This window comes from Marinobacterium zhoushanense, from assembly GCF_014641945.1.
Classification (GTDB): Bacteria; Pseudomonadota; Gammaproteobacteria; order Pseudomonadales; family Balneatricaceae; genus Marinobacterium_D; species Marinobacterium_D zhoushanense.
Genome location: NZ_BMIJ01000003.1, coordinates 296,405 through 322,073, shown reverse-complemented (window position 1 = coordinate 322,073; position 25,669 = coordinate 296,405). Strand labels below are relative to the sequence as shown.

Genomic DNA, 25,669 nt, shown 5'->3' with positions numbered 1-25,669 from the left:
ATCATGTTTAACAAGATTCTGATAGCTAACCGCGGTGACCAGTTGCACCAGCAACTGGCGGCGAAGCCAAATCGACTGCCGACGCGCGCAGCGCGTGCAAACGATCTCGACGCGGAGACTACCAATGTTCAATAAAATACTAATCGCGAACCGCGGCGAGATCGCTTGCAGGGTTATCAAGACCGCGCACCGCCTCGGTATCAAGTGTGTCGCGGTCTACTCCGAAGCTGACCGCAACGCCCGCCACGTGGCGATGGCCGACGAAGCCTTCCTGCTTGGCCCGGCCCCCACCAGCGAAAGCTACCTGCGCGCTGAGCGCATTATCGAGATCTGCAAGGAATCCGGCGCCCAGGCGGTCCACCCCGGCTACGGTTTCCTGTCCGAAAACACTGAGTTCGCCAACGCCTGCGAGCGTAACGGCATCGTCTTCATCGGCCCGCCCTCCAGCGCTATTGCCGCGATGGGCTCCAAGTCCGCTGCCAAGGCGATCATGGAGACCGCCGGCGTGCCGCTGGTACCGGGCTACCACGGTGACGACCAATCACCGGACACGCTGAAGAGAGAGGCGGAAAAGTGCGGCTTCCCGCTGCTACTGAAAGCGGTCGCCGGTGGTGGCGGCAAAGGGATGCGCGTGGTCGAGTCGCTGAAGCAGTTCGACGAGGCGCTGACCTCCGCCTGCCGCGAGGCGAAAAACGCCTTCGGCAACCCGGACATGCTGATCGAGAGGTACCTGACCCAGCCGCGCCACGTGGAGATCCAGGTGTTCTGCGACAGCCAGGGCAACGGCGTCTACCTGGCCGAGCGCGACTGCTCGGTACAGCGCCGCCACCAGAAGGTGATCGAGGAAGCTCCGGCACCGGGCCTGTCCGACGAAACACGCCGTGCCATGGGTGAAGCCGCCGTACGCGCGGCACAGGCGATCGACTATGTCGGCGCCGGCACCGTCGAATTCCTCTATGACGTGGACGGCTCCTTTTACTTCATGGAGATGAACACCCGCCTGCAGGTGGAGCACCCGGTCACCGAGATGATCACCGGCCTCGATCTGGTCGAATGGCAGCTGCGCGTGGCCGATGGCGACGAACTTCCGCTCAAACAGGATCAGATCAAGATCCGCGGCCATGCCCTGGAAGCGCGTATCTACGCCGAGGATCCGGATCAGGAATTCCTACCCGCCACCGGCACCCTGCGCTACCTGCGCACACCGGATGAGAACGCCCATGTGCGCGTCGACACCGGCGTCATCGAGGGTGACGAGGTCAGCGTCTACTACGACCCGATGATCGCCAAACTGATCGTCTGGGACGATAACCGCGAAGCGGCGATCAACCGCCTGGTGCAGGCGCTGGAGCAGTACCGTATCGGCGGGCTGAAAACCAACACCCGCTTCCTGCACCGCCTGGCCGATGCCGCCCCGTTCCGCGAGGCGCAGCTGGATACCGGCTTTATCGAGCGCCACCGCGAGCTGCTGTTTGCACCGGGCCGTCTCGACCAGGACCGCTGCCTGGTCAGCGCAGCCGCCTGGTTCCTGGAGCTGGCGCGCAAGGGTGACCGCATCCGCGGCGACGAGCACTCCCCCTTCTCCGCCCAGAACGGCTGGCGGCTGAACTCCGAATACGCCCGTCCGCTGAAACTGGTGGTCGGCGAGACCATCCATCAGCTCAGCGTGCGCGAGTTGCAGGAGGAGTACGAGATCACCCTCGACGGCGCCAGCCACCGTGTCAGCGCCCAGCTCGACAGGGATGCGCTGAATCTGGTGGTCGACGGCCACCGGCTGACGCTGCACGGCTACCAGGATGGCGACAACCTGACGCTGTTCCACGAGGGCGACCAGTTCAGCTGCCGCCAACACCGTGACACCTTCGCCGAATCCGATCAGGGCACGGCGGGCTCGCTGTCAGCACCGATGAACGGCGCCGTGGTGGCGGTACTGGTCAGCAAGGGGCAGCAGGTGGAAGCCGGCCAGACCCTGGTGGTTATGGAAGCGATGAAGATGGAGCACAGCATCCACGCGCCCCATGACGGTTGCGTCAGCGATATCTTCTTCACCGAGGGCGAGCTGGTCAAAGAGGGTGACGCGTTGATCGCGTTGGCCTCCGGCGACGAGGAGGCCGCCTGATGGCTTTTCCGCAACAGGTACGCCTGGTCGAGGTCGGCCCCCGCGACGGCTTGCAGAATGAGCCGGGCGCGGTGATCTCCACCGCGATCAAGGTGGAGCTGGTCGAGCGTCTGGCCGACGCCGGCCTGCGCCATATCGAAGCGGCCAGCTTCGTATCGCCGAAATGGGTGCCGCAGATGGCCGATGGCGCCGAGGTGATGGCGCGTATCGACCGCCGCCCCGGCGTGATCTACAGCGCGCTGACGCCCAACCTCAAGGGGCTGGAGGCGGCGCTGGCCGCCAACGTGTCGGAGGTCGCCGTGTTCACGGCCGCTTCCGATGCGTTTACGCAGAAGAACATCAACTGCTCCATCGCCGAAAGTCTGGAGCGCTTCGCGCCGCTGATCGAGCGCGCCCGTGATGCGGGCGTGCCAGTGCGTGGCTACGTCTCCACCGTGCTCGGTTGCCCCTACGCCGGGGAGATCGCGCCGGTGCAGGTGGCAGGCGTCTGCCGCGACTTGTATCAGCTCGGCTGCTACGAGATCTCGCTCGGCGACACCATCGGCGTCGGCACCCCGCTGAAGGCCAAGCGGATGCTGGAGGCGGTCGCCCGCGAGGTGCCGGTCGGCAACCTGGCGGCACACTTCCATGACACCTACGGACAGGCACTGGCCAACCTCTATGCCGTAGTTGAGGAAGGCATCGCGGTGATCGACTCCTCCGTCTCTGGCCTCGGCGGCTGCCCCTATGCCAAAGGTGCCTCCGGCAACGTGGCCACCGAGGATGTGCTCTACCTGCTCAACGGCCTCGGCATCGACAGCGGAGTGGACCTAGACAAGCTGGTCGCCACCAGCTGCTGGATCAGCGAACAGCTCGGGCGCACCCCGGCCTCTCGGGTGGCGCAAGCGCTGGGTTGCAGCTAACCGAACCGAGCCGAACTGGCGAAAAACAGCGAATCCAAAAACACCTATTTAAAAACTGAAAACCTCCAACACTAGGGAGAATCGCATGTACACCCAACCGGACCATATCACGGCATTGGATCTGCCGATCCCGGAGCGGGATCGTCTGCCTGAGGCGTTTCAGAAGTACTTCGCGATCTGCGAGGAGAAGCTGGGACTGGTGCCCAACGTACTCAAGGCTTACAGTCAAAGCCCAACGCAACTTGATGTTTTCTCGAAGCTTTATAACGAACTTATGTTCGGCGAGAGCGGCCTGTCGACGCTGGAGCGGGAGATGATCGCGGTCGTCGTCTCCTCCAGCAACCGCTGCTACTACTGCCAGGTCGCCCATGGTGCCGCGGTACGTGAATACGCCGAATCGCCCCAACTCGGCGAGATGATCGTCATGAACTACCGCACCGCCGAGCTGTCGCCGCGCCATCGCGCCATGCTCGATTTTGCAGTCAAGCTGACCGAGACCCCGGACCGCATCGTTGAAGCCGACCGTCAGGCACTGCGCGATGCCGGATTCAGCGATGGCGAGATCTGGGATATCGCCAACATCGCCGGCTTCTACAACATGACCAACCGTGTCGCCAGCGCCGTGGATATGCAACCGAACCCTGAGTACCACGGCCTGCATCGCTGAATGACCTGCACCCCGGACCGAGACAACAACAATAAACGACTCTTTGGGAATACACAGATGACTACGCAGCCCCAAAAGCTTCCAAGCTACACCAGCGGTACCAGCACCCAGCCCCTGATCGGCATGACCATCGGCGACAAGTTTGACCAGATTGCGGCCACCTACCCCGACAACGAGGCGCTGATCGTACGCCACCAACAGATCCGCCTGACCTACGCCGAGCTGAAAGCGCAGGTCGACAATGTTGCCCGCGCCCTGCTCGCTATCGGCGTACGCCGTGGCGATCGCGTCGGCATGTGGTCGCCGAACAACGCCCAGTGGCTGATGACCCAGATCGCCACCGCCAAGGTCGGCGCCATCCTGGTCAACATCAACCCGGCCTATCGCCTGCACGAGCTGGAGTACGCGCTGAACCAGTCGGAAGCCCGTTTCCTGGTCACCGCCGACAGCTTCAAGAGTTCCAACTACACCGAGATGCTGCAGACACTTGCACCGGAACTGGCGCAAAGCCAGCCCGGCCAGCTGGAGTCCCGCAACCTGCCGCACCTGCAGGGGGTCATCAACCTGTCGGAAACCGTCTACCCCGGCATGTGGCGCTGGAACGATTTCGTCGAGAGAGCCAGCGAGATCGACGCAGAACAGCTGGCCGATGCGCAGCGCGAGCTGCAGTTCGACGACGCGATCAATATCCAGTACACGTCCGGCACCACCGGCTTCCCCAAGGGCGCCACTCTCTCCCACCACAACATCCTCAACAACGGCTTCTTCGTCGCCGAGTCGATGGGCTTCACCCATAAGGACCGTCTGGTGATCCCGGTGCCGCTCTACCACTGCTTCGGCATGGTGATGGGCAACCTGGGCTGCATCACCCACGGCGCGACGATGATCTACCCCGGCGAAGGCTTCGAACCCGGCGCGGTGCTGGAGACTGTGGCCGAGGAGCGCGCCACGGCCCTGTACGGCGTGCCGACCATGTTCATCGCCGAACTGGACCACCCGGATTTCGCCCAGTACGACCTGTCCAGCCTGCGCACCGGCATCATGGCCGGCTCCATCTGCCCGGCCGAGGTGATGAAAGCGGTCAACTCGAAGATGCATATGCAGGAGGTGCAGATCGCCTACGGCATGACCGAGACCAGCCCGGTTTCGACCCAGACCGCCGCAAACGACCCGTTCGACAAGCGCGTCACCACCGTGGGCCGCACACAGCCGCACCTGGAGTCGAAGATCATCGACCCGGCCACCGGCTATATCCTGCCCCGCGGCGAGATCGGCGAGCTGTGTACTCGCGGCTACAGCGTGATGCTGAAATACTGGAACAACGATGAAGCCACCCACAGCGCCATCGACGAAGCGGGCTGGATGCATACCGGCGACCTGGCCACCATGGATGACGAGGGCTACGTGCAGATCGTCGGCCGCATCAAGGATATGGTGATCCGCGGCGGCGAGAACGTCTATCCGAAGGAGGTGGAGGAGTTCCTCTACACCCACCCGGCGATCTCCGACGTGCAGGTCACCGGCGTACCGGACAAGAAGTACGGCGAAGAGCTGATCGCGTGGATCAAGCTGAAACCGGGTATCGACGAGATCGAACCGGAAACCCTGCGGGAGTTCTGCAAGGGCCAGATCACCCATTTCAAGATCCCGCGCTACTTCAAGTTCGTCGAGGAGTTCCCGATGACCGTGACCGGCAAGATCCAGAAGTTCAAGATGCGCCAGATCTCGATTGAGGAGCTGGGGTTGGATAAGGAGTAAGCCCCCCTCTAAAAGCCGCAAAACGCCAGCTGAGCTGCTGGCGTTTTTTATTGCCAGGTCATTACAGTCAGGCGATGGGCAGAGCTACGCCGGCGGAACAAGATCTACCTGCGGGGGTCAGAGCGTATCGCGGCTTAAGTGCCGTGGCACATTATGGCAGGGACGCTCGATATTGCTGCCCTCGATAAGGAACTTGATTACGCAATGGCTAATTTCAATACCCATTTTCTTGGCGGTGCCGTCACCTCCTGTGTGCTCACCTCCACTATGCTACTCACTGGATTATTTACACCCGGCCAAGGCATGAGCCTCTGGGTCGCGGGCACCGTCGCCAGCCTGGCCCCGGATCTTGACTCGGACACAACCGGCATACTGAAAGGACTCTTCAGCGCCCTCGGCGTGATGGCATCCTTTGGTGTGCTATTCAGATTCCCCAACCTGCCGTTACTGCACCTCTGGGGCGCCATGCTCGCCGCATTCCTGCTGGTCCGCTTTGGCCTGTTGCAAATCTTCGCCCATCTGACCGAACATCGCGGCGCATTTCACTCCCTGATGGCGGCGGTGAGCATTGGGCTACTGTCCACCCTCCTCTGCTGGCGGTTTACCAGCCAGGGCATCGACTTCTCCTGGGCGCTGGGCGGGATGGTCTTCGCAGGCTATCTGGTGCACCTGATTCTGGATGAGTGTTACGCAGTGGACCTTTCCGATATGGAGTTCAAACGCTCATTCGGGAGCGCATTAAAGCCGATAAGCATCGACAACTGGTGGGCCAGCGGCATCTTTCTCGCGATAGCCATCTACTGCGCAACGCAGCTACCGCTGCCGCATAAACTGCCTAATGAGGTGGTCAAGATCGCCAGCACAGGCTTTGTCTGAGTGTTGGCGCGCGTTCAACTGGATCTGACGCGCAAATCTGACTCTAGGACACCTCGAAAAACCGTAGCGAGCGGTTTGTGAGCAAGGCGCACGGAGCACAGGAACCGCAGTGTATGCGGTATACATGAGGATTCCGAGCACCGCGCAACGCAGCTCACGAATCGCGCAGCAGGTTTTTCGCGGTGTCCTCTAGAAGGTGTCTACTGTTCGTGGGGAACTCGGTACACTAGCGCCGTCTCGATTTATTGAAAGCGGTGCTGGTTTATGAGTTTTTCTACCCTGGGTCTTCACACGGATCTGTTGGCTGTCCTCGATACGCTTGGATATCACACGCCAACGCCGATTCAACAAGCGGCGATCCCGGAAGTCCTGGCGGGTCACGATCTCATGGCGGGGGCGCAAACAGGCACGGGTAAAACAGCCGCATTTGCCTTGCCATTGATTCAACGTCACCTCGTTCGAGAAACATCCGCAAAGGCCATCCGTGTGTTGGTGCTGACGCCAACTCGGGAGCTGGCTCAACAAGTACACCAAAGCTTTGTGAAATACAGTCAAGGCTTGGGTCTCAACTCAGTCGTGGCATATGGTGGGGCGAGCATTAACCCGCAGATCGATGCGTTAAACCAAGGCTGTGATGTGCTCGTGGCGACACCGGGCCGTTTGCTGGAGCTTGCCATCAAAGAGCTGATCGACCTGAGCAGGGTTGAGACACTGGTGCTCGATGAGGCGGATCGCATGTTGGATATGGGCTTTATTGTCGATATCGAGCGCATCCTGAAACGCCTACCCGAAACCCGCCAAACCCTGTTCTTCTCCGCAACCTTTAACGATGAAGTGTTTGCCCTGAGCAGAACCATCTTAAAGCAGCCGAAACTGATCGAAGTCGCCGAACGCAATGCGACGGCGGCGAAAATTGAACAACGCTTTTACGAAGTCGACAACAAACGCAAAGCGGGTTTGGTGGCGTACCTGATCGGCTCCAGAAATTGGCACCAGGTGCTTATCTTCACGCGTACCAAACAAGCGGTGGATGAGCTTGCCAAAGAGCTTGAGAAAGATGGCATCAGTGCGGCTGCGGTACATGGCGACAAGTCACAAGGCGCCCGCGATCGCGGCCTGGAAGAGTTTAAAACCGGCCAGGTGCGTGCGCTTGTCGCCACCGATGTGGCCGCGCGCGGGTTGGACATCCAGCAACTGCAATACGTGATCAATTATGAGCTGCCCTACAACGCCGAAGACTATATTCACCGTATTGGTCGAACAGGCCGTGCAGGCCAGGCGGGCTCGGCCGTCTCACTGGTCTCGAATAAAGAGAAATACCTACTCAAAGACGTAGAAAAACTCACGGGCGAGAATTTTATCCTGCAGTGGATGGAAGGTTTCGAGCCGAATCCAATGGCGCAAGAAGAGACGAGTAGCGCTAAGCGTAAACCGTCCAAGAAAACCCAACGCGCCAAAGCGCTTGGGCAAAGCGGTAGCAACAAAGCTAAAACAGGCAAACCGCGTCGTCGCTAGGTTTCTAAAGAGTTTCGAGAAAAGAAATAATTGGGGGTCAGAGAAATAATTGAAAATAAAGTTAGATTACCAATTACTCTGACCACAATTATTTTGACCCCAATTATTTCGATTAATCCCTGTTTTGATCCTCAAACCGCTTGATCTGCGCTTCGGCTTCATCTTTCGATACGCCGTAAGCCTCCTGGATCCTGCCCGCCAGCTCGTCACGCGTGCCGGACATCTTGTCGAGTTGATCGTCGGTGAGCTTGCCCCATTGTACTTTCACCTTGCCCTTGAACTGCTTCCAGTTGCCTTCAACGATATCCCAGTTCATATAGAACGCCTCCTGTTCCGGATCTTAGTGGAGAAGTCGCCAATCGATTTCTCCCTGTCGCGATACAAGCCTAAGCACAATCCGAATCGCCGTCGGTGCGGCGGCGCACGTAGAGGCGCCTTGATGCCGCCACCGGGACAGGCGCTCAGCAATGCGCTCTCCTCACTGAGCCCTGCCCGCGGCACTGTGTGCGCTGGCGTACAGACTAGAGCCCGCTTTGGGAGCAATTTTGAATTAGATCGAGACGACGTCCAGCGGACTCAAGCCTGGATGGCATAGACGCCAAACCGTCGGGACCGCCAGGAAAAGGCCTGCACACTAATACTGGGGGCAGGCACCGGTGACCGCGGAAGTCGTTGCGTAAACGAGCTCCGGCATTACAGCAAGCCCCCGGAGCGGCCCCCGTGCCGAATCGAACTGGATTATTATCTGGGCTTGCATTCGGAGATTGGTCCTACCCATAAAAACAGTCGCATTCGCTGTACAAATTATGTTCATGCGTCTGCCCTGCTCTAAGTACAAGGCGCCACTGGAAAAGCATATAGGGACTACAAGAACCCTTGATGCTGATACAAGGGCCTTGTGTCATCTGATCTGCGGAGGTTGTAATGCGCAACCAGCAACGAGTTATCCGCCACCCAGACGAGATTCCCCTCGACCTTCAGGTCGTCGAACAATCCCATATGCCCGACAGCAACATCATGCCCCTGGACCTGGTGTGCAAATCCCCAGCCATGCTTGCCTCGGGATTGCAGGTCAGCATCAGTGCCGACGGCCTGCTGAATGCGCCGTTCATCACCGGACAGATCCTGTGGTGCCGCGCACGCTACGATCATTACGAACTGAATATCCGCTTTTCAAGCGCTGAACACGCCCAGCGCATGCGCATGTTTGAGCAGGTCTGCCATATCCGTCACTATCGTCAGTCCGTTAAGGAGCATCAGGGCCGCACCCTGAGCGACGAAGAGGCCGCACTGGAATGGATAGCCAAATATGCCGCCCTTTTCCCATCGAATAACTTATAATCGGGCCTTTCAGGCAAACTGATCAAACCCGGATCCGCAGTCTTGCAGGCACTGCGTCTTATTAGCTCTGCTCATTCTTACTCTTTCCCCATTTACTCACGCGCTAAATCTCTTGGGCAAAGTGATAGCAACAAAACCAAAACAGGCAAACCGCGTCGGCGCTAGGTGTGGGTGCTGAGGAGGTTGTTCACCCGCTTGAGCTTGTAACCTCAGACACGATGCAGGACATACCAGTGCTCGTCTGGGCGCAAGACCCACTCCAGGGGTGCTGGCAGCTTAAAGAAAGAGGGTTCAACGTCGGTGATCTTCCAACCGACAAAGGCGGCCTCGATCTCTTCGCGGCTCACACCCCGGATCAAAGGGCGAATACGCCGCGGCCAGCACAACAAGATCACTGTGGCGTCATTGGTCGCCATCGCATCCGCACCGTGATGTTCATGGCGATGCTCTCATCCATCCAATGTAACCCCGTTTTTAAACGCTTCTACGAGCACCTGAAGGCCCAGGGGAAGCTACCCAAAGTGGCCATCATCGCCTGCATGCGTAAGCTCATTGTGGTGCTCAATACGCTCCTGAAAAACGAGGAGCGCTGGTGTGAAAAAACGGCTTAAATATTATGACTGGACATCACAGTCACTTGTTAACGGCCATTACCACTACTCCACACGTATCTATTGAATACCGCCGGAGTCAATGCTGTAACAACAACAGCAGATATCAAACTCAACACACTGGACCAATCTTCGATAAAACCTAGTCCGTAACAGACCCAAGCTTCTGGATAATCTTCGCAGTACAGTGGTGCGTCCATGACCGCTAGAGCAGCAAATGGACATAACAGCAACGCCCCGATCAGAGTTTGGATACCGTAACTCGTGCAACCACTGAAAAACGCAAAGCGCTTTGGATAAGCCAATCTTTTCCACTTAGCGAAGATGTAGCTCCAGAAGACAGGTAACCACAACAGAACAACCAGCCCTATTCCTATCCCTAACGAAATACCAAAACTTTTAAAAGTCACTTTAGCCTTCCATGTCCGTAACGTAAGCCGTTAACGCCCGCAGCACGCGCGGTTTTGTAATGAAGGCGAAGCCGCAATATAAAAACCGTCGCCGTGACTACGATTATTAGCTGCCATGGTCTCCTTTCGTAGCTTTTTCCCACTCAATCCCTAGCCCCTTAAATTTCTGGGCAAAGGGAATAACAATCAGCGCCACTACAGCACCGATAAGTGCCATCCGCTCAGTCGTAAGTAACACTATATCATTTTGCGCACAGATGAAATCTGCTACGACGATAGCAAAAACGATAAACGCCAACACCCACGAAACCTTTTGGAACGACTCAACGGCCTCGACCTTTTCTATTCGTAACCCGCTCTTTCGTTCTGCGGCGTCCTCTGCAGTTAGTGTAGGAAATGTAGGGAAGAGAGCAAAATCAGTAGGAATAAGCCCACCATCAATATCAAAGATATACAAGTCGAAGGGGAAAATCTGATTGCTTGATGGCGTAACTAGGAAAACAGGAATACTGTCCTCACCCACTGATTTACTGTAGGCCTTCAGTTGTTTATAGGTACTCTCAGCACTGAGTTAGCTAGATCCTTTTATTTCTATAATCGCCAACCTCTCCTTCTTAATCGGATCAACGATTAAAAAGTCGGGCCGATATTGCTTTCTGCCATCAGCGGCCAAAAACGCAGGCTCATAGACAATTGAGTCTTTAGGGTAGCCAATAGTGACAAGATATTCCGCAAACTCTTTTTCAATTTTGGAGTGATATTCTTTTTGCATCCTTCACCTTAAGGTCTGAGATCCGGAAAACGCTAACGCCTGGCTCAGCCGCCGGTTTGGAACGGCAGCGGAAACTGGTCGGCTGAAGCCCCTTGTTAACTTTTGTCTCACTCTTGGCCCGCTGCAAAATCTAAATCTTTCTGCTCTGGATTCCCCAAAAGCTCATTTATAAGTGGACCATCCTCCAAGCTATCATACCGACCTTCGATTTTTTCTTTTAGCGAAAACAATCGAGCTTCAGCGCTTCGTACCAATTCCGAATATGTTATCGCATGAACTTCACCAAACTGTTCATCCTTTGACTTTCCTACTGTTTGGTATTTTCCTGTAAGATGATCAATACTGTCACCGACTACAAAAGCTTTTATATATGGTTGACAGGACCCAACACCGGCATGCCAAATATCCTCGACATAATATTTAGCCTGATCCATTTCTCCACGGCCAATTTCAAAACCACCTTTCTTTAGCTCGATTAACAAAACTCTTTTTGTTTTTCTTATCTCACCCGAGAATTCTTCTAGACCTAATGAGCTAATAGAGGAATTCTCACCAACCACAATATCTGGTCTCCTCGCAGAATTCGTAAAATCCTCTTTCTTATATTTTCTTCCAAAAACAGAACTCATCGTCTTGATTAGCCCTCTATTGCTTGCATACTCTGGCGTATCGAATTCAGGGCCGAATACCCATCGAGCCTTTTCGATCAGGGGGTGCAACGTATGCAGCTCGTCTACACTGTGGTCACCACTCAGCCTATCTATAGCCTCGATTACTTTAATTCTAGAATCTATTTCAGCGAGAATGGACATTGCATCAGACACGCTCCATTCTTCTAAGAATGAGTTCAGCGATTCAGAATCGTTTGGTGATATATTCGTCAGCTTATATAGTAGCGATATACCAGCTCTAGATTTTTCAAGATTAAGAGCCGCTTTAAATGCAAGCTCAAGAAGTTCAATCTTTATATCAGGACTTCCGGCTAACATCTGATCAACAAAATTAACCAATTCTCTGCGAGCCAGCCTTGGCAGCTCTTTTAATTCACTTTTATGCGAATCAAAAACTTGACGCTTAGTTGTTTCTATCTCGTTTTTGGAAAGCTATAAGTAGCATGATTTAACAAAGTCAGAAATTTCTTCCGCTATTAAATTTAGGGCGGAAAAATCAGATTTAAAGCCAGACCAGTCGGCCTCAATGAAGTCAAAAAGATCCTCAGACTCTGCGATCACGGTGTATCTTTTAGCAAAAGATCTCCGCCCGTCAAATACTTGCTGTCCATTTATTGACCAAGAAGGATCGCCCAACAAACGACCTCCCAGCCAAAAAGCTACGCCATGCTGTCTAGCCGTTCGGGAAGCTGTTGATGAATCAACCAGAGTCAATTTAATATTTATGCTTCCGACAGGATTGATCTCTGTTCTTTTGACGATACCGGGGTGCTCGGATAGCGTTATAAGCTTCCCGTTTACATATACTTTAAATTCTGGGTTAAACAAAAATCTGGCTGATATCGTTTCGGTCAGTTCTTCAACCGGAATCAAGTTTTTATTAGCAATTACCTTTATCTTTGTTCCATGACCTGACTTATCCTCCTTGCGGTGCTCTTTAACCTCAATAGGTTGCCTGCCGGATGAAAGCTTCAGCTCGTAGATATTGCACTCTTTATTACGCCAAGTCTCGACGGTGTACCCATCATCAAAGCAGAGACCTGCATGCCGTCCGACTCCGTTTCTTCCAAAGGCGAGTCTTGTCTTTCGCAGATTATTATCTTCAGGTATCTCTACCAATGAGCCTTGATGCTTCTTTCTGTCATAGCGTAGCTTCAACCACCTTTGTTCGAATTGCGATTCGGTCAGGCCAACTCCATTGTCTTCGACTGTAATGAGGCTTCCTTTCTCCTCGGGAAAAATGATCCTTACCTCAGACGCGCCTGCATCATGACCATTTGCAATTAGTTCTGTGATGGCTACATCGGCCTTTGTGGCAATAGAACCAATCTCCCTGGTTAGAAATCCATCTTCATAAGTGACCGAGTATTCCATAATCGTCCTTTTATACAGACTCAAGTTTTTGACTACACTAACTGACTTCTTTACAAAGTTAACGACCGCATTTGCGGCTGGTTTGGAGCGCAGCGAAAAACCAGCGTCCCGTTGACCACATTGTTAAGTTTTCTGACTCCAAAGCTCAGCTTCATTGACATAGGCTCGATAGAACACAAGGCCAAGCTCTGCTATGGCGACTGGGTGGAGATCACGGATTCTTTCCCGGAGATGCTGCCATGGTGGGTTGTACCACTTTCCTCTATTCTTGAAACGAACAACTTCAGGATCGGTAGGCACGATTCTGGTATCCAGATCGAGCAATATATCGGGCGAATCCAAATCAATCGTCAAAGTCCCATTTTCCAGCCGTGATGAAATTGAATTGAGCTGAAAGCCACGTCCACTCTTATCAACTACTGCCATCTTAAGAGGCTTCGTTACTGTGGGCGAAACGCTATGCATCTCTGCATTTCGTGCCTGCCGTAAAAACACCAGCAAAGGGTCCTTTTTCCGCAGGTCAGTATATGGCTTATGCCATTGCTGGAAGCCCTTCTCCGATTTGAGCGTTCTTTCGGTGAATTCCCAGGCTCTCTCTATCCGAAATAGAAAATTCTCCCAGCTTTCCTGAAACTCGGAAAAATCTGTGGTGGATTTCATACAGTCGATCGCTTTATTCGCGATATCGAGATCTTTCTTGGGACCTAATAGATTCATAGAAACTTAACAGTCTGTTAATGGGTCCTGTCGGCCCCATAATAATTATTAGGGAGTATGCCCCCTAATTCGGATACACCGAAACTTCTCACATCTAACCGGTTGAAAAAATGAGATTTTTTCTGGAAGTGCCACGAATAATCTGGCGAAAAGGGGTATTTCAACCTAGTTCTCGCCATAAAAAGGGGTAACAACTGCATTCGCCCCGCTACGGCGTTCTCAGGTAGCACAGCACATGAACGGGTATGTGTATTAATAATTGCCGCTGTCGGCTGAGAGATGTTTGATGCATCCATAAATCAGTCCCTTTGGATCTTCTGCGAGCTAGCGCATGCGTCTACTGCCTGTCTGACGCTTTCCCCAAGTTTGCTACTGTCTGCATAACCGCACAAGCCCTAGCTGCATTGAATACCCGGCCTTAGGCTTAGATAAGTGTTTTCACCTATTTTTTGCAGTATTCTACAGTCATGTAATTGAAATTCCGGAGCTTACTCCGGGTATACCCGAGGGAGCGTCATGTCTGTGCCAATGCCAGCTGCGCTGGAGCAGTGCCGCGCCGAGGCGGATCGCTATCGGCTTCTCGCCGAGCAGTCCACCGATATGATCTCGCGCCAGACACCGGCGCCGGACTGGACCTATATCGATGTCAGCCCAGCGGTCGAGCGCCTGCTCGGCTACACGCCGCAGGAGATTATCGGTAAACCCGCACGCGATCTGTTCCATCCGGATGATGCCGACAACCTGTCGAGCCGTGCAGAGTCGGTGCGTTACGCCAAGGGGATGTACACCAACGTCTACCGCTACCGACACAAGCTGGGCCATTACGTCTGGCTGGAGACCACCAGCCGCACCATCCGTGATGAAGATGGCCAGCCGCTGGAGATCATCTGCGTATCGCGCGATGTTACCGAACGGGAGCAGGCGCTGCAGTCGATGCGCCGTCTGGCCCGCGTGGTTGAGGCATCCAGCGATATGATCCTGTTCTGCAGCCCCGATGCGCTGCAGCTGACCTACCTCAACGAGTCCGCATGCCAGACACTGGGTGCGCGCCCTGAGAACCCGGGGGCGCTGCATCTGCCCGAGCTGTTTGATGAGAGCACCGCCGCTACCGAGCTGCAGGCAGCGCTGAGTCAGGCTGCCCGCGAAGGCAGCTGGGAGGGCGCGCTGGAGATGCACCTGTCGACCCAGCAGCGCAACGCCGAGGTGCGTGAGATCATCGCCCACCGCAATCGGCGCGAGAATATGAAGGTGGAGTACTACTCGATCATCGCGCGCGACATCACAGTCAAGCGCAAGGCTGAGGAGGAGGTCAAACGCCACCAGCTGGAGATGGCCCACCTGTCGCGCCTGCTCAGCGTAGGCGAGATGGCCACAGGACTGGCGCATGAGTTGAACCAGCCGCTGGCGGCGATTCTCAACTACAGCCGCGGTGCCCAGCGCCGTCTCGAGGAGGGGTGTGAGGATCCGGTCGGCACCGCCAACAAGGCGATCGAGCTGATCTCGCGCCAAGCCAAACGCGCAGCCGAGATCATCAAGCGGATGCGCAGCTTCGTGCGCAAGACCGAGTATCAACGCCTGCGCTTCCCGATCAACGACGCCTGCGTGGATGTCAGCAAGTTTCTGCATCAGGAGGCACAGGACCACAATATCCGCTTCGAGATGGATCTGGACCCGTCCAACCCCACGCTGCTGGCGGACAAGATCCAGATCGAACAGGTGCTGCTGAACCTGATGCGTAACGCCATCGAGGCGTATAGAGATTGTGATGACAGTGACGATTGTAGCAATGCCCCGCGACCCGTTATCCTCTCTACCCGCAGGAGCGGAGCCGAGTTGCATATCACTGTTACCGACCGGGCGAAGGGGATCACGGCCGAGGGGCTGAATAAGCTGTTCGAGCCGTTCTACACCTCCAAGGCGACCGGTCTCGGTATGGGCTTGCCGATCTCCCGCACCATTATTGAAACCCACGGTGGCCAGCTATGGGCCGAGAGTGACGGTCACTCCGGCACCTGCTTCCACCTCAGACTTCCGTTGAAGGACACATGATGCAGCACCCCGCTCCCGGCACCGTCTATATCATTGATGACGACGACGATTTCCGTGACTCCATGCAGTGGCTGCTGGAATCGGCCAGCCTGAAAGTCGCCGGCTTCGATTCGGCGCAGGCATTTCTCGACGAGTATGAGGGCGAGTTGGGCTGCCTGCTGCTCGATGTGCGTATGCCGGAGATCAACGGCCTGGCACTGCAGCAGATTCTGCGCATGCGCGGGATCAACCTGCCCACCATCGTCATGACCGGTCACGGCGATATCCCGATGGCGGTCAGCGCAATGAAGAACGGGGCGGTGGATTTTCTCGAGAAACCATTCGACGACGAGGTGCTGCTGCAGCTGGTCAACCAGGCGCTGGCCCAGGCCGCGAAACTGCAGCAATCCCAGGCGCAGGCCAGCCAGGTCCATGACAGCTACGCGCAGTTGAGCCGTCGCGAAAAAGAGGTGATGGCACTGGTGGTCGAGGGGCAGTCCAACCGCGAGATCGCTGAAACCCTCGGTATCAGTCCGAAGACCGTCGAGGTACACCGCTCCCGCGTGATGGGCAAGATGCGTGCGGGCAGTATCGCCGAGCTGGTGCAGCAGGCGGCCCGGCTTAATCCAAGTGCTTAATCCGAGCGCCTGATCTGCGTATTGATGGTTCAGTCGATCTATCAGTTAATTAAGCTGCGGATAAACGGCACCATCAAATCGAGCACCGCATCCGGTCGTTCCAAGTGCGGTATATGGCCGCAGTCGTCGATAAACGCCGCCTGAGCCTGCTCGCCGATGCCCTGGCAGATATCCTGCACCTGCTGCGGCAGACCGTACTGGTCATCCCTTCCCTGCATGATCAACGCCGGACAACGGATCTGCGACAGCCAGGGGCTGAGATCGATGTTCAGGTGGAAACTCTCACGCAACCAGGTATCGGTCCAGGCCCGGAACAGCAGCTCGGTACGATCGCCATGATAGCGCTCCAGGCGTTGATGCAGATCCGTGGTCCGGTAGATGTCGACCGCCTTGCGTACACCCGCCAGGGTCAGCTCATCGGCATTGATATGGGCGGCTTCGGTAATGAGCCCGCGCACCCGATCACCGAGACAGGCGGCACCGAGCAGCGCGATGCTGCCACCGTCGCTATGGCCGATCAGAATCATCCGCTCAATCCCGGCGGCCTCTGTTACCTGGGCCAGGTAGTACTCCCCTTCCACCAGCAGGTAATCATCGCTGCGCGGCAGCTCGATCGGCGTCGACCCGCCATAGCCCTGGCGTTCGTAGATCAGCAGGTCGCAGCCGCAGCGCTCCGCCAGTTGTTGCGGAAACTGCTTCCACATGCGGATATGACCCAACGCTTCGTGCAGGAACACCAGTGTCGGCCGCCCCGCTCCCAGCGGGTGGCGACCGTGCAGGGCATGGATCTGCACCCCATCCGCCAGTTGCAGCATCAGGTCTTCAAACTGGATGCTCACGTGCGCTGCTCCGGGATCGAGTAGGTCATGGTGGCATGGGCGACTGGGTCCTCATCACCGTCCGAGCTGATATAGACCTCGCCAACGCCGAGGCGCCTGCCCACCTTGAGCATCTTGGCGTAAGCGATAATGTCCGCGCCAGAGTGCGGCCTACGCAGGAAGTTGATGTTCAGGCTGGTGGTCACCGCCAGCGGTACAGGGCCAATTCGGCTGAGCAGCGCCGCGTACACCGCCACGTCCGCCAGCCCCATCATCGCCGGCCCCGAGACCGTGCCGCCGGGGCGCAGGTGCTGATCGTCCACCGGCAGGCGCATCTTCGCCCAGCCTTCGCCGAGCTCGATCAGCTCGCCATATTGCGCGCCCTGCGGAAAGTGCTCCTGCAGGAAGGCGACCAATTCATCGAAATTCATCATCAGCTGTTGTTCCCCTGACACCGCCGCTTCTGCACGTCCCTGCGCGCGGCATACCGTACGTCCTGTACATAACAGGGCGCCTAAGCGCCCTACTATCGACAACCCGAGCCCTGCTTACAGCTTCTGCTCCAGCTCAGGCACCGCCTTGAACAGGTCGGCCACCAGACCGTAATCGGCGACCTGGAAGATCGGTGCCTCCTCGTCCTTGTTGATCGCCACGATCACCTTGGAGTCTTTCATGCCCGCCAGATGCTGGATCGCACCGGAGATACCCACGGCGATATACAGGTCCGGCGCGACGATCTTGCCAGTCTGCCCCACCTGCATATCGTTGGGGACAAAGCCCGCATCCACCGCGGCACGCGAGGCGCCGATGGCGGCACCCAGCTTGTCGGCCACTTTCTCCAGCAGCGCGAAGTTCTCTCCATTGCCCATGCCGCGACCACCGGAGACAACCACGCGCGCTGAGGTCAGCTCCGGACGCTCGGACTCGGCAACCTCTTCGCTGACGAAGCTGGAGATGCCTGCGGCGCTGACCGCGGTCAGCGTAACAATCTCGGCACTGCCGCCGTTGGCCGCCACGGCATCGAAACCGGTGCTGCGCACGGTGATCACCTTGATCGGATCCAGCGACTGCACGGTGGCGATGGCGTTACCGGCGTAGATCGGACGACGGAAGCTGTCGGCGCTCTCGACGCCGATAATATCGGAGATCTGCGCCACATCGAGCAGTGCCGCCACGCGGGGCAGCAGGTTCTTGCCGCTGGTGGTGGCCGGCGCCAGGATATGGCTGTAGTCGCGGCCGCACTCGGCAACCAGCAGTGCCAGATCCTCTGCCAACTGATGTTCATAAGTCGCGGCGTCGACGCAGAGCACCCGCGCCACGCCGGCAACCGCCGCGGCCTGCTCGGCGACGGCCTGGCAGCCGCTACCGGCTACCAGTAGATGGATATCACCGCCGATCTGGCCAGCCGCCGCTACTGTGTTCAGTGTCGCGCCCTTGAGGGTGCTGTTGTCATGTTCCGCAATTACCAGAATAGCCATCAGATCACCCCTTAAATTACCTTGGCTTCGTTCTTCAGTTTTTCGACCAGCTCATCGACGCTGGCGACCTTGATCCCCGCCTGACGCGTCGGTGGCGTTTCCACCTTCAGTAGTCTGGTGTGATCGCGCAGCTCGACGCCGAGGTCGGCCGGGGTTTTCACCTCAAGCGGTTTCTTCTTGGCTTTCATGATGTCGGGGAGCTTGGCGTAGCGCGGCTCGTTCAAACGCAGGTCGGTGGTGACCACGGCGGGCAGTTTCAATGCCAGGGTCTGCAGGCCGCCGTCCACTTCACGGGTCACGTTCAGCGAGCCGTCGATCACCTGCACCTTGGAGGCAAAGGTACCCTGGGACATGCCGGTCAGCGCCGCCAACATCTGGCCGGACTGGTTGTTGTCGGAATCGATCGACTGCTTGCCGAGAATCACCAGCCCCGGTTGCTCCTGCTCGACTACCTTGGCCAGCAGTTTGGCCACCGACAGCGACTCCGGCATAGCGTCGGTGTCGATATGGATGCCGCGGTCGGCGCCGAGGGCCAGGGCGGTGCGGATCTGCTCCTGACACGCCTTGGGTCCGACAGAGACCACGACCACCTCGCTGGCGACATTGGACTCTTTCAGGCGCACCGCCTCCTCGACGGCGATCTCACAAAACGGGTTCAACGCCATCTTGACGTTGGCCAGATCCACATCGGTGTTGTCCGACTTCACGCGCACCTTGACGTTGTAGTCGATCACACGCTTGACGGCTACGAGTACCTTCATCAGCAGAAACCTTTTCTAATCGTTATGTGGCAGGGCGCGCTATCGCTGATTAAGCACGCCCACTAAATAAGTACTTTCCCCTATATTACCGATTTCACATCGATAAGCAATTACCCTTATTAGCCAATTGGTAGAAGTGATAGCTACTGATGAATCGACAAAAATACGGGAACATACGTATTTATATGCTGACTTGGACAGTCGTACGGGGCCAGAAAAGGTGCGCTGCGAGCACCCTCCCCGCAGGATTCAAGCCTCTGTGTTAGTCTTATGAGACAGTCTCAATCGAACCTGACTTCGGAGCTCCCACCATGATCCGGCTGCTAGTTACGCTCTGTGCACTGTTCAGTCTGTCGGTCCAAGCCGACCCTATCGTCGTCTCATCCAAGATCGATACCGAGGGCAGTCTGCTCGGCAACATGATCTTCCAGCGCCTGCAGCAAGCGGGGCTTGAGGTGGAAAATCGGGTGCAGCTTGGCGGCACACCGATCGTGCGCAAGGCGATCACCTCGGGTGAGATCGATATCTACCCGGAGTACACCGGTAACGCTGCGTTCTTCTTCAATCAGGCGGAAGATCCGGTATGGAAATCGTTCCAGGAGGGCTATGAAAAAGCCAAACAGCTGGATTACGAAGCCAACAAGATCGTCTGGCTGACACCGGCCAACGCCAACAACACCTGGGCGCTGGCCGTGCGCAAGGAGATCGCGGATGAGGCCGGTCTGAAGACCATGACCGATTTCGGTACCTATGTCCGTGAAGGCGGCGACATCAAGCTGGCGGCCTCGGCCGAGTTTGTCTCCAGCCCGGCAGTACTGCCCGCGTTCCAGCAGGTGTACGACTTCAAGCTGGAGGAGTCGCAACTGCTGGTGCTTTCCGGTGGTAATACCGCCGCCACAATCAAGGCGGCCGCAACGCAGACCGATGGCACCAATACGGCGATGGTTTACGGCACTGACGGTGCGATCTCGGCCGTGGGCCTGTTGGTGATGGCGGACGACAAGGGGGTACAGCCGGTCTACGCGCCGACGCCGATCATCCGCGAGGAGGTACTCAACGCCCATCCCGAGATTGAGGAGCTGCTCAAGCCGGTGTTCGATTCGCTGGATCTGGAAACCCTGCAATCACTGAACGGTCGCATCGCCGTTGGCGGCGAGAACGCCAGCGATGTGGCGGCCAGCTATCTCGAACAGCTGGGGCTTTAACCACGAACCAACCCTATGCCCTTTCGTATCGACCGGCTGGGTCTGACCCTTGCGGTGGCGGTTGCACTGGTACTGGTGCTGCTGCCGCTGCTTAACCTGCAGCCTAATCGCATCCTGCCCGGCAGCGGTGTGCCCCTTGGTGAGCTGCTGAAGCAGTCGGGTATGCAGCTGTTTCTGCTGCTGTTGATTCCAACGGCTATCGTCAGTTGCTTACGGACCCAAGCCCTGTTCAAGCTGGGGCTCAGTGCTCTCAGCCTGCTCGCGCTGATCTATGCTCTGGGCACGGACAGCACCGCCCTGTTGGCTGACAAAAGTGGTTTTGCCCGACTGGCGCTGGGTAGCGGCTTCTGGGCACTGCTTTTACTGCTCGGCCTGATGTTGACCGATGCGCTGATCAAGCTGGAGCTCAGCGCACTGCCGCGTCTGCTGCTGGTTGTCGGGTATCTGGCAGTGCTGTTCGTGCTGCTTGCGGGCGGAGTCTGGGACCGTCTCTCGCTGATGTTGGAGTACCATAATCAGCCCGCGTTCTGGCAGCAGGGCGCGCGCCATCTGCTGCTGGCACTGGGCAGCATCGTGCCGGCCCTGATCATCGGTGTCCCACTTGGTATTCGCTGCCACCGCTCACCCAGAGTTCGTGCCGCGCTGATACCGGTACTAAGCCTGCTGCAGACCATCCCCAGCCTGGCGATGTTTGGCCTGCTGATGATTCCACTGAGCCTGCTCGCCCTCTCCTTCCCTCTGCTCGCAGATCTGGGTATCCGTGGCATAGGGGTCGCGCCTGCGGTACTGGCCTTGTTTCTCTATTCACTGCTACCCATCGTCAGCAATACCGCGGCCGGATTTGACGGCCTGGATCCGGCGGTGCTGCAGGCGGCACGCGGCATGGGCATGAGCCGCCGCCAGATGCTGTGGCAGATCGAACTGCCGCTGGCGCTGCCGGTGATGCTGTCGGGGCTGCGCATCGTCGTCACCATGAATATCGGTCTGGTGGCGGTGGCCGGGCTGATCGGCGGTGGAGGCTACGGCACCTATATCTTCCAGGGGCTGGGGCAGACGGCAACGGATCTGGTACTGCTCGGCACCCTGCCCACCATCTTGCTCGCTTTTCTGGCGGCGCTACTGATCGACACGCTGATCGCGATGACAACTAGGGAGGCGCAATGATCGAACTGCAGGGGCTGACCCGCGTATTCGGCGAACGTACCGCGGTCGACAACCTGAACCTGCGGGTGGAGTCGGGCCAGATCTGTGCACTGATCGGCACCTCGGGCTGCGGTAAGTCCACCACGCTGAAGATGATCAACCGGCTGATCGAGCCGACCAGCGGTACCGTGCTGATCAATGGCGAGGATATCCGCGACCAGCAACCGGAGCTGCTGCGACGCCGTATCGGTTACGCGATTCAGGGTGTCGGCCTGTTCCCCCATCGCACCGTATACGACAACATCGCCACCGTGCCCCGGCTGTTGAACTGGCCCGCCAAACAGATTGATCAGCGGGTGCATGAACTGCTCGACCTGTTGAAGATGGATTTCGATACCTTTGCGTACCAGTACCCTCACCGCCTCTCGGGTGGCGAGCAGCAGCGAATCGGTGTCGCCCGAGCCCTGGCTGCACGCCCGGAGTTGATGCTGATGGACGAGCCGTTCGGTGCGCTCGATCCGCTGACCCGCGAGCGGCTGCAGGGCGAGCTGAAGCAGATCCAGCGCATGCTCGGCATCACCACCATCCTGGTAACCCACGATATCGAAGAGGCGATCAGACTCGCTGACCAGATCGCGGTGATGGATGGCGGCAAGCTGCTGCAGGTGGCCAGTCCCGCTGAGCTGCTGCGCAATCCGCGAGAGGGTTTTGTCAGCCAGTTGGTTGGTGGCGAGGAGCGTGCCCTGCGTCTGCTGTCGCTGCGCAGCGTAGGTGATCTGGCACAGCCCGCCGACCAGTTCGAATTGAGCGATGACACCCCCTGCATCGACGCGGGTATGTCGCTGCGCGATGCCCTGGCGCGGCAGATCTGGCAGCGCAGCGCTGTGCTGAGGGTGGTGGATGAGACCGGCGCAACCTGCGGCGCCGTCAGTCTGCAGGAGCTGATCAACGCCGGAGGACGTGACTGATGCCTGTTAACACCCCTGCGGCGTCACCCGCTTCCTTTGAATACCTGCGCGACTGGCGAGGCGTTTTGGTGCCCTTGCTCCTGCTGCTCTACTTCGCACTGTTTACCTCAACTCTTGAGCCGCTACTGGTATCGCTGACGCCAGTGGGTGCACCGGTCATCTACGTCCGAGACAGTTTTATCAACCTGATAGGCTGGCACCTGTTCCTGGTTGTACTGGCGATTACCGCCGCGTCGCTGATTGCGATCGCCGCCGCGATACTGGTCAGCCGAGCCGGCGGGGCCGATTTCCTGCCCCTGGCGAGATCACTGGCCAACCTCGGCCAGACCCTGCCCCCGGTGGCGGTGCTGGCACTGGCGGTACCGGCCGTCGGCTTCGGTTCCTGGCCGACGCTGATCGCCCTGTTTCTCTATGGCCTGCTGCCGATCTTCGAAAACACCCTGGCCGGGCTCGGACAGGTCCGGCCGGAGATCAAGGAGGCGGCGAAGGGGTTGGGCATGGGGCCGATGCAGGTGCTCTGGCGTGTTGAGCTACCACTGGCGCTGCCGGTTATCGTAACCGGGGTGCGTCTGTCGGTGATCATCAGTATCGGCACCGCCACCATCGGCTCGACGGTTGCTGCCAAAGGACTTGGTGAAGTGATCATTGCCGGCCTGCTCACCGACAACCTCTCCTTCGTTCTGCAGGGAGGCATTATCGTCGCGCTGATGGCGATGCTGTTCGATGCGCTGTTCCAGCGCCTTGAGTCCCGTCTGCTGTCAGCGCAAAACCACTGAATCGACGCTGCTCAGGCAAACCGCTACGACCAGAAAAAAATTCATACGAGTTAGCAAATTCACGTTTTTTGATTATCCTGACTCAATTAGTCGGAAAAGTTATTCCGTCTAAAAAAGGGATCCAAAGGCACGGCTTTGGAGTGAATTATTGGCGGTCGGCCTTTGTCGTGCTGACCATTCGATAGCAACAGGATGAGTGCTATGCCGTATTCCTCCCCCAGCACCAGGGTCGCACGCTACGTCAGGACACTTTGGCCACCCACACTGCTCGTTGCAGTGACGCTCTCTTCCCTTGCGCAATCCGCGACTACAGCGCCAGAAATCAGCCTGGCTGACCTGAGCCTGGAGGAGCTGAGCGACATCCAGGTCACCTCCGTCTCGCGGGACGGAGAAAAGCTATCCGATGCTGCCGCGTCCATATTCGTCATCTCGGCCGAGGATATACGCCGAAGCGGCGCCCGTAGCCTGCCGGAGGTACTGAGGCTGGCGCCGAATCTTCAGGTCGCACAACGGGATGCTCAGACCTATGTGATAAGTGCCCGTGGATTCAACTCCACGACGGCCAACAAGCTCCAGGTGCTGATCGACGGGCGCATCATCTACACCCCGCTCTTCTCCGGCGTATTCTGGGATGAGCCCGCGGTGTTACTGGAGGATATCGAACGCATTGAGGTGATCAGCGGCCCCGCTTCTACCTCCTGGGGCAGCAACGCGGTAAACGGCGTCATCAATATCATCACCCTCCCTTCCGCCCAATCCCAGGGCGGGCTTGTCTCGCTCGGAGGCGGTAACAGCGCTCAGGATGCCGCCTATCGCTATGGCGGCACACTCGATTCCGGCGGGCAGTATCGCGCCTATGCCAAGGCCTCTCATGACAACGAAACCCTTTTGGAATCGGGCCCGGGGGCCGACGACAACTGGTCCAGCTCTCAGGCAGGCTTCAGGCTGGATCTCGATGCCAAGGGAGACTTAAGGGTACAGGGCGATGCCTACCGCGGCCGATTGGATAATGCCGACGCCGATGATGCGAGCATCAGCGGGTTCAACCTGCTCACGAGCTGGAAGCCGCAGCTCGCCGGGGGCGAACAATTAACCCTGAGTGCCTATTTGGATCATCGCGAGCGAGACTTTCCCGACAGTTACAGCGAAACGCTCGACATACTGGATCTGGAGATGCAGCACACACTGCAGCCAACCGCCAGGCAGCAGCTTATATGGGGCATGGGTTACCGCACTGCGTGGGATGAGGTCGGTAACCCCTCCAATCTTGTGTTCCTGCCCGCGGACAAGCGGCTGAGCTGGAGCAACTTGTTCATACAGGACAAGATCGAGCTGAACGATGCGCTTCGCCTGACCCTGGCCGGTCGCCTGGAACACAACAGTTACACCGGCTGGGAAGCGATGCCCAGCGCCCGAATCGCATGGCTGCTCTCGGATGACCGACTACTCTGGGCAGCGGTTTCAAGGGCAGTACGCACCCCGTCCCGACTTGACCGGGAGTTGTATGCTCCCGCTGATGGCTCACTGCTGGCGGGAGGTCCCGAGTTCAATTCGGAAATCCTGAACGCGTTCGAAATCGGGTACCGTGCCCGCCAGGCCGGCAATCTGAACTACAATCTGACGCTGTTCTATCACGACTACGACGATATCCGCTCTCTAAACCCCACCCCTGGTGGCGCCTTCGAAATCGGCAACGGCATCAAGGGCAGCATTCATGGACTGGAGGTTTGGGGGGTTGCGCAGCTCACCGATAACTGGCGCATTAACGCCGGCGGATTGCTGATGGACCGGGACCTGGAATTCAAATCGTCTAACTTCATGGACGGTGGCTCTGGCAATGACCCCAACTACCAGTGGCGAATTGGCTCGCATATCGACCTCGCCAACGATACCGAATTTGATCTGAACCTGCGGCGGGTAGGCGAACTTTCGGACAGCGGAGCACCGGGCTACACCGCCGTGGACATCAGACTGGGTTGGCGCCTTGGCGAAAGTACAGATGTTTCTCTGTCCGGATTTAATCTGTTTGACTCTCGCCACCCGGAGTATGGATCTTCGGCCTCGCGCAGTGAGGTCGGTCGTAACGTGCTGCTGAAGCTGGTGCATAGATATTGAGGTCGC

At 57.4% G+C, this 25,669-nt stretch carries 27 protein-coding genes; 16 read left to right on the top strand and 11 right to left on the bottom strand.

From position 1 onward, the window contains the following. Positions 1 to 3: 3 nt before the first annotated feature. The 7 genes from IEX40_RS22165 (at position 4) to IEX40_RS08595 (ending at position 7,837) form a co-directional block, all read left to right on the top strand. Positions 4 to 135 carry a hypothetical protein gene (locus IEX40_RS22165; protein WP_268235770.1) on the top strand — a complete coding sequence of 44 codons (132 nt, stop codon included), beginning with the start codon at positions 4 to 6 and terminating at the stop codon, positions 133 to 135. Further along, the gene (locus IEX40_RS08620; RefSeq protein WP_188747291.1) at positions 125 to 2,119 is read left to right on the top strand and encodes an acetyl-CoA carboxylase biotin carboxylase subunit; all 1,995 of its coding nucleotides are present in this window, start codon (positions 125 to 127) and stop codon (positions 2,117 to 2,119) included. Before IEX40_RS22165 ends, IEX40_RS08620 begins: the two co-directional genes overlap by 11 nt. Then, positions 2,119 to 3,021 carry a hydroxymethylglutaryl-CoA lyase gene (locus IEX40_RS08615; RefSeq protein ID WP_188747288.1) on the top strand — a complete coding sequence of 301 codons (903 nt, stop codon included), beginning with the start codon at positions 2,119 to 2,121 and terminating at the stop codon, positions 3,019 to 3,021. The genes IEX40_RS08620 and IEX40_RS08615 overlap by 1 nt, the downstream gene beginning before the upstream one ends. An 85-nt stretch (positions 3,022 to 3,106) precedes the next feature. Beyond that, a complete protein-coding gene (locus IEX40_RS08610) occupies positions 3,107 to 3,688 on the top strand; it encodes a peroxidase-related enzyme (protein ID WP_188747286.1) in 582 nt (193 codons plus the stop codon). 57 nt (positions 3,689 to 3,745) lie between these two features. Beyond that, positions 3,746 to 5,446, top strand: coding sequence for an AMP-binding protein (locus tag IEX40_RS08605; protein ID WP_188747284.1), 1,701 nt, complete (start codon positions 3,746 to 3,748; stop codon positions 5,444 to 5,446). A gap of 204 nt (positions 5,447 to 5,650) precedes the next feature. Beyond that, a complete protein-coding gene (locus tag IEX40_RS08600; protein WP_188747282.1) occupies positions 5,651 to 6,322 on the top strand; it encodes a metal-dependent hydrolase in 672 nt (223 codons plus the stop codon). Between the two features lie 264 nt (positions 6,323 to 6,586). Continuing rightward, complete coding sequence (locus IEX40_RS08595; RefSeq protein WP_188747280.1) at positions 6,587 to 7,837, top strand: DEAD/DEAH box helicase; 1,251 nt, start codon at positions 6,587 to 6,589, stop codon at positions 7,835 to 7,837. 112 nt (positions 7,838 to 7,949) lie between these two features. On the opposite strand, the gene IEX40_RS08590 is transcribed toward IEX40_RS08595, so the two are convergent. Next, on the bottom strand, positions 7,950 to 8,153 hold the full coding sequence (locus IEX40_RS08590; protein ID WP_188747278.1) for a CsbD family protein: 204 nt from the start codon (positions 8,151 to 8,153) through the stop codon (positions 7,950 to 7,952). Positions 8,154 to 8,761: 608 nt separating this feature from the next. Here IEX40_RS08590 and IEX40_RS08585 point away from each other — a divergent pair. Next, entirely contained in the window at positions 8,762 to 9,178 is a 417-nt protein-coding gene (locus IEX40_RS08585) for a PilZ domain-containing protein (protein ID WP_188747276.1), read from the top strand. A 167-nt stretch (positions 9,179 to 9,345) separates the two neighbouring features. Then, positions 9,346 to 9,789, top strand: coding sequence for a hypothetical protein (locus IEX40_RS22270; RefSeq protein WP_373286478.1), 444 nt, complete (start codon positions 9,346 to 9,348; stop codon positions 9,787 to 9,789). A gap of 29 nt (positions 9,790 to 9,818) precedes the next feature. Here IEX40_RS22270 and IEX40_RS08575 read toward each other — a convergent pair whose 3' ends face one another. The 6 genes from IEX40_RS08575 to IEX40_RS08555 all read right to left on the bottom strand — a co-directional run bounded on the left by IEX40_RS08575 (position 9,819) and on the right by IEX40_RS08555 (position 13,676). After that, positions 9,819 to 10,199 (bottom strand): hypothetical protein, encoded by a 381-nt coding sequence (locus IEX40_RS08575; protein ID WP_188747274.1) that lies wholly within the window; start codon positions 10,197 to 10,199, stop codon positions 9,819 to 9,821. 106 nt (positions 10,200 to 10,305) lie between these two features. Further along, positions 10,306 to 10,722 carry a hypothetical protein gene (locus tag IEX40_RS22105; RefSeq protein WP_229680658.1) on the bottom strand — a complete coding sequence of 139 codons (417 nt, stop codon included), beginning with the start codon at positions 10,720 to 10,722 and terminating at the stop codon, positions 10,306 to 10,308. 48 nt (positions 10,723 to 10,770) lie between these two features. Beyond that, positions 10,771 to 10,971, bottom strand: coding sequence for a hypothetical protein (locus IEX40_RS22100; protein WP_229680657.1), 201 nt, complete (start codon positions 10,969 to 10,971; stop codon positions 10,771 to 10,773). A 107-nt stretch (positions 10,972 to 11,078) separates the two neighbouring features. After that, entirely contained in the window at positions 11,079 to 11,960 is an 882-nt protein-coding gene (locus IEX40_RS08565) for a hypothetical protein (RefSeq protein WP_188747272.1), read from the bottom strand. Between the two features lie 114 nt (positions 11,961 to 12,074). After that, positions 12,075 to 13,016 carry an ATP-binding protein gene (locus IEX40_RS08560; RefSeq protein ID WP_188747270.1) on the bottom strand — a complete coding sequence of 314 codons (942 nt, stop codon included), beginning with the start codon at positions 13,014 to 13,016 and terminating at the stop codon, positions 12,075 to 12,077. Positions 13,017 to 13,139: 123 nt separating this feature from the next. Beyond that, positions 13,140 to 13,676, bottom strand: a complete 537-nt coding sequence (locus IEX40_RS08555; RefSeq protein WP_188747268.1) for a hypothetical protein — start codon at positions 13,674 to 13,676, stop codon at positions 13,140 to 13,142. A gap of 573 nt (positions 13,677 to 14,249) precedes the next feature. On the opposite strand from IEX40_RS08555, the gene IEX40_RS08550 reads away from it, so the two are divergent. Together IEX40_RS08550 and IEX40_RS08545 are read left to right on the top strand one after the other, a co-directional pair. Next, entirely contained in the window at positions 14,250 to 15,782 is a 1,533-nt protein-coding gene (locus IEX40_RS08550) for a PAS domain-containing sensor histidine kinase (RefSeq protein ID WP_229680656.1), read from the top strand. Continuing rightward, complete coding sequence (locus IEX40_RS08545) at positions 15,782 to 16,399, top strand: response regulator transcription factor (RefSeq protein ID WP_188747266.1); 618 nt, start codon at positions 15,782 to 15,784, stop codon at positions 16,397 to 16,399. The genes IEX40_RS08550 and IEX40_RS08545 overlap by 1 nt, the downstream gene beginning before the upstream one ends. A 41-nt stretch (positions 16,400 to 16,440) precedes the next feature. Here IEX40_RS08545 and IEX40_RS08540 read toward each other — a convergent pair whose 3' ends face one another. The 4 genes from IEX40_RS08540 to IEX40_RS08525 form a co-directional block, all read right to left on the bottom strand. After that, positions 16,441 to 17,238 (bottom strand): alpha/beta fold hydrolase, encoded by a 798-nt coding sequence (locus IEX40_RS08540; RefSeq protein WP_229680655.1) that lies wholly within the window; start codon positions 17,236 to 17,238, stop codon positions 16,441 to 16,443. Next, positions 17,235 to 17,651 (bottom strand): PaaI family thioesterase, encoded by a 417-nt coding sequence (locus tag IEX40_RS08535; protein WP_229680654.1) that lies wholly within the window; start codon positions 17,649 to 17,651, stop codon positions 17,235 to 17,237. Before IEX40_RS08535 ends, IEX40_RS08540 begins: the two co-directional genes overlap by 4 nt. A 114-nt stretch (positions 17,652 to 17,765) precedes the next feature. After that, positions 17,766 to 18,695 (bottom strand): electron transfer flavoprotein subunit alpha/FixB family protein, encoded by a 930-nt coding sequence (locus IEX40_RS08530; protein WP_188747264.1) that lies wholly within the window; start codon positions 18,693 to 18,695, stop codon positions 17,766 to 17,768. A gap of 11 nt (positions 18,696 to 18,706) precedes the next feature. Beyond that, positions 18,707 to 19,456 carry an electron transfer flavoprotein subunit beta/FixA family protein gene (locus IEX40_RS08525; protein WP_188747262.1) on the bottom strand — a complete coding sequence of 250 codons (750 nt, stop codon included), beginning with the start codon at positions 19,454 to 19,456 and terminating at the stop codon, positions 18,707 to 18,709. A gap of 311 nt (positions 19,457 to 19,767) precedes the next feature. On the opposite strand from IEX40_RS08525, the gene osmF reads away from it, so the two are divergent. From osmF to IEX40_RS08500, 5 genes are all read left to right on the top strand, one after another. After that, positions 19,768 to 20,661 carry a glycine betaine ABC transporter substrate-binding protein OsmF gene (gene osmF, locus IEX40_RS08520; RefSeq protein WP_188747261.1) on the top strand — a complete coding sequence of 298 codons (894 nt, stop codon included), beginning with the start codon at positions 19,768 to 19,770 and terminating at the stop codon, positions 20,659 to 20,661. Positions 20,662 to 20,676: 15 nt separating this feature from the next. After that, entirely contained in the window at positions 20,677 to 21,825 is a 1,149-nt protein-coding gene (locus IEX40_RS08515) for an ABC transporter permease (protein ID WP_188747259.1), read from the top strand. Further along, a complete protein-coding gene (locus IEX40_RS08510) occupies positions 21,822 to 22,772 on the top strand; it encodes an ABC transporter ATP-binding protein (RefSeq protein ID WP_188747258.1) in 951 nt (316 codons plus the stop codon). Before IEX40_RS08515 ends, IEX40_RS08510 begins: the two co-directional genes overlap by 4 nt. After that, positions 22,772 to 23,548: an ABC transporter permease gene (locus IEX40_RS08505; RefSeq protein WP_188747251.1), complete on the top strand. Its 777-nt coding sequence runs from the start codon at positions 22,772 to 22,774 to the stop codon at positions 23,546 to 23,548. Before IEX40_RS08510 ends, IEX40_RS08505 begins: the two co-directional genes overlap by 1 nt. A gap of 201 nt (positions 23,549 to 23,749) precedes the next feature. Next, complete coding sequence (locus tag IEX40_RS08500; RefSeq protein WP_188747248.1) at positions 23,750 to 25,663, top strand: TOL_0244 family TonB-dependent receptor; 1,914 nt, start codon at positions 23,750 to 23,752, stop codon at positions 25,661 to 25,663. Positions 25,664 to 25,669 lie beyond the last annotated feature (6 nt).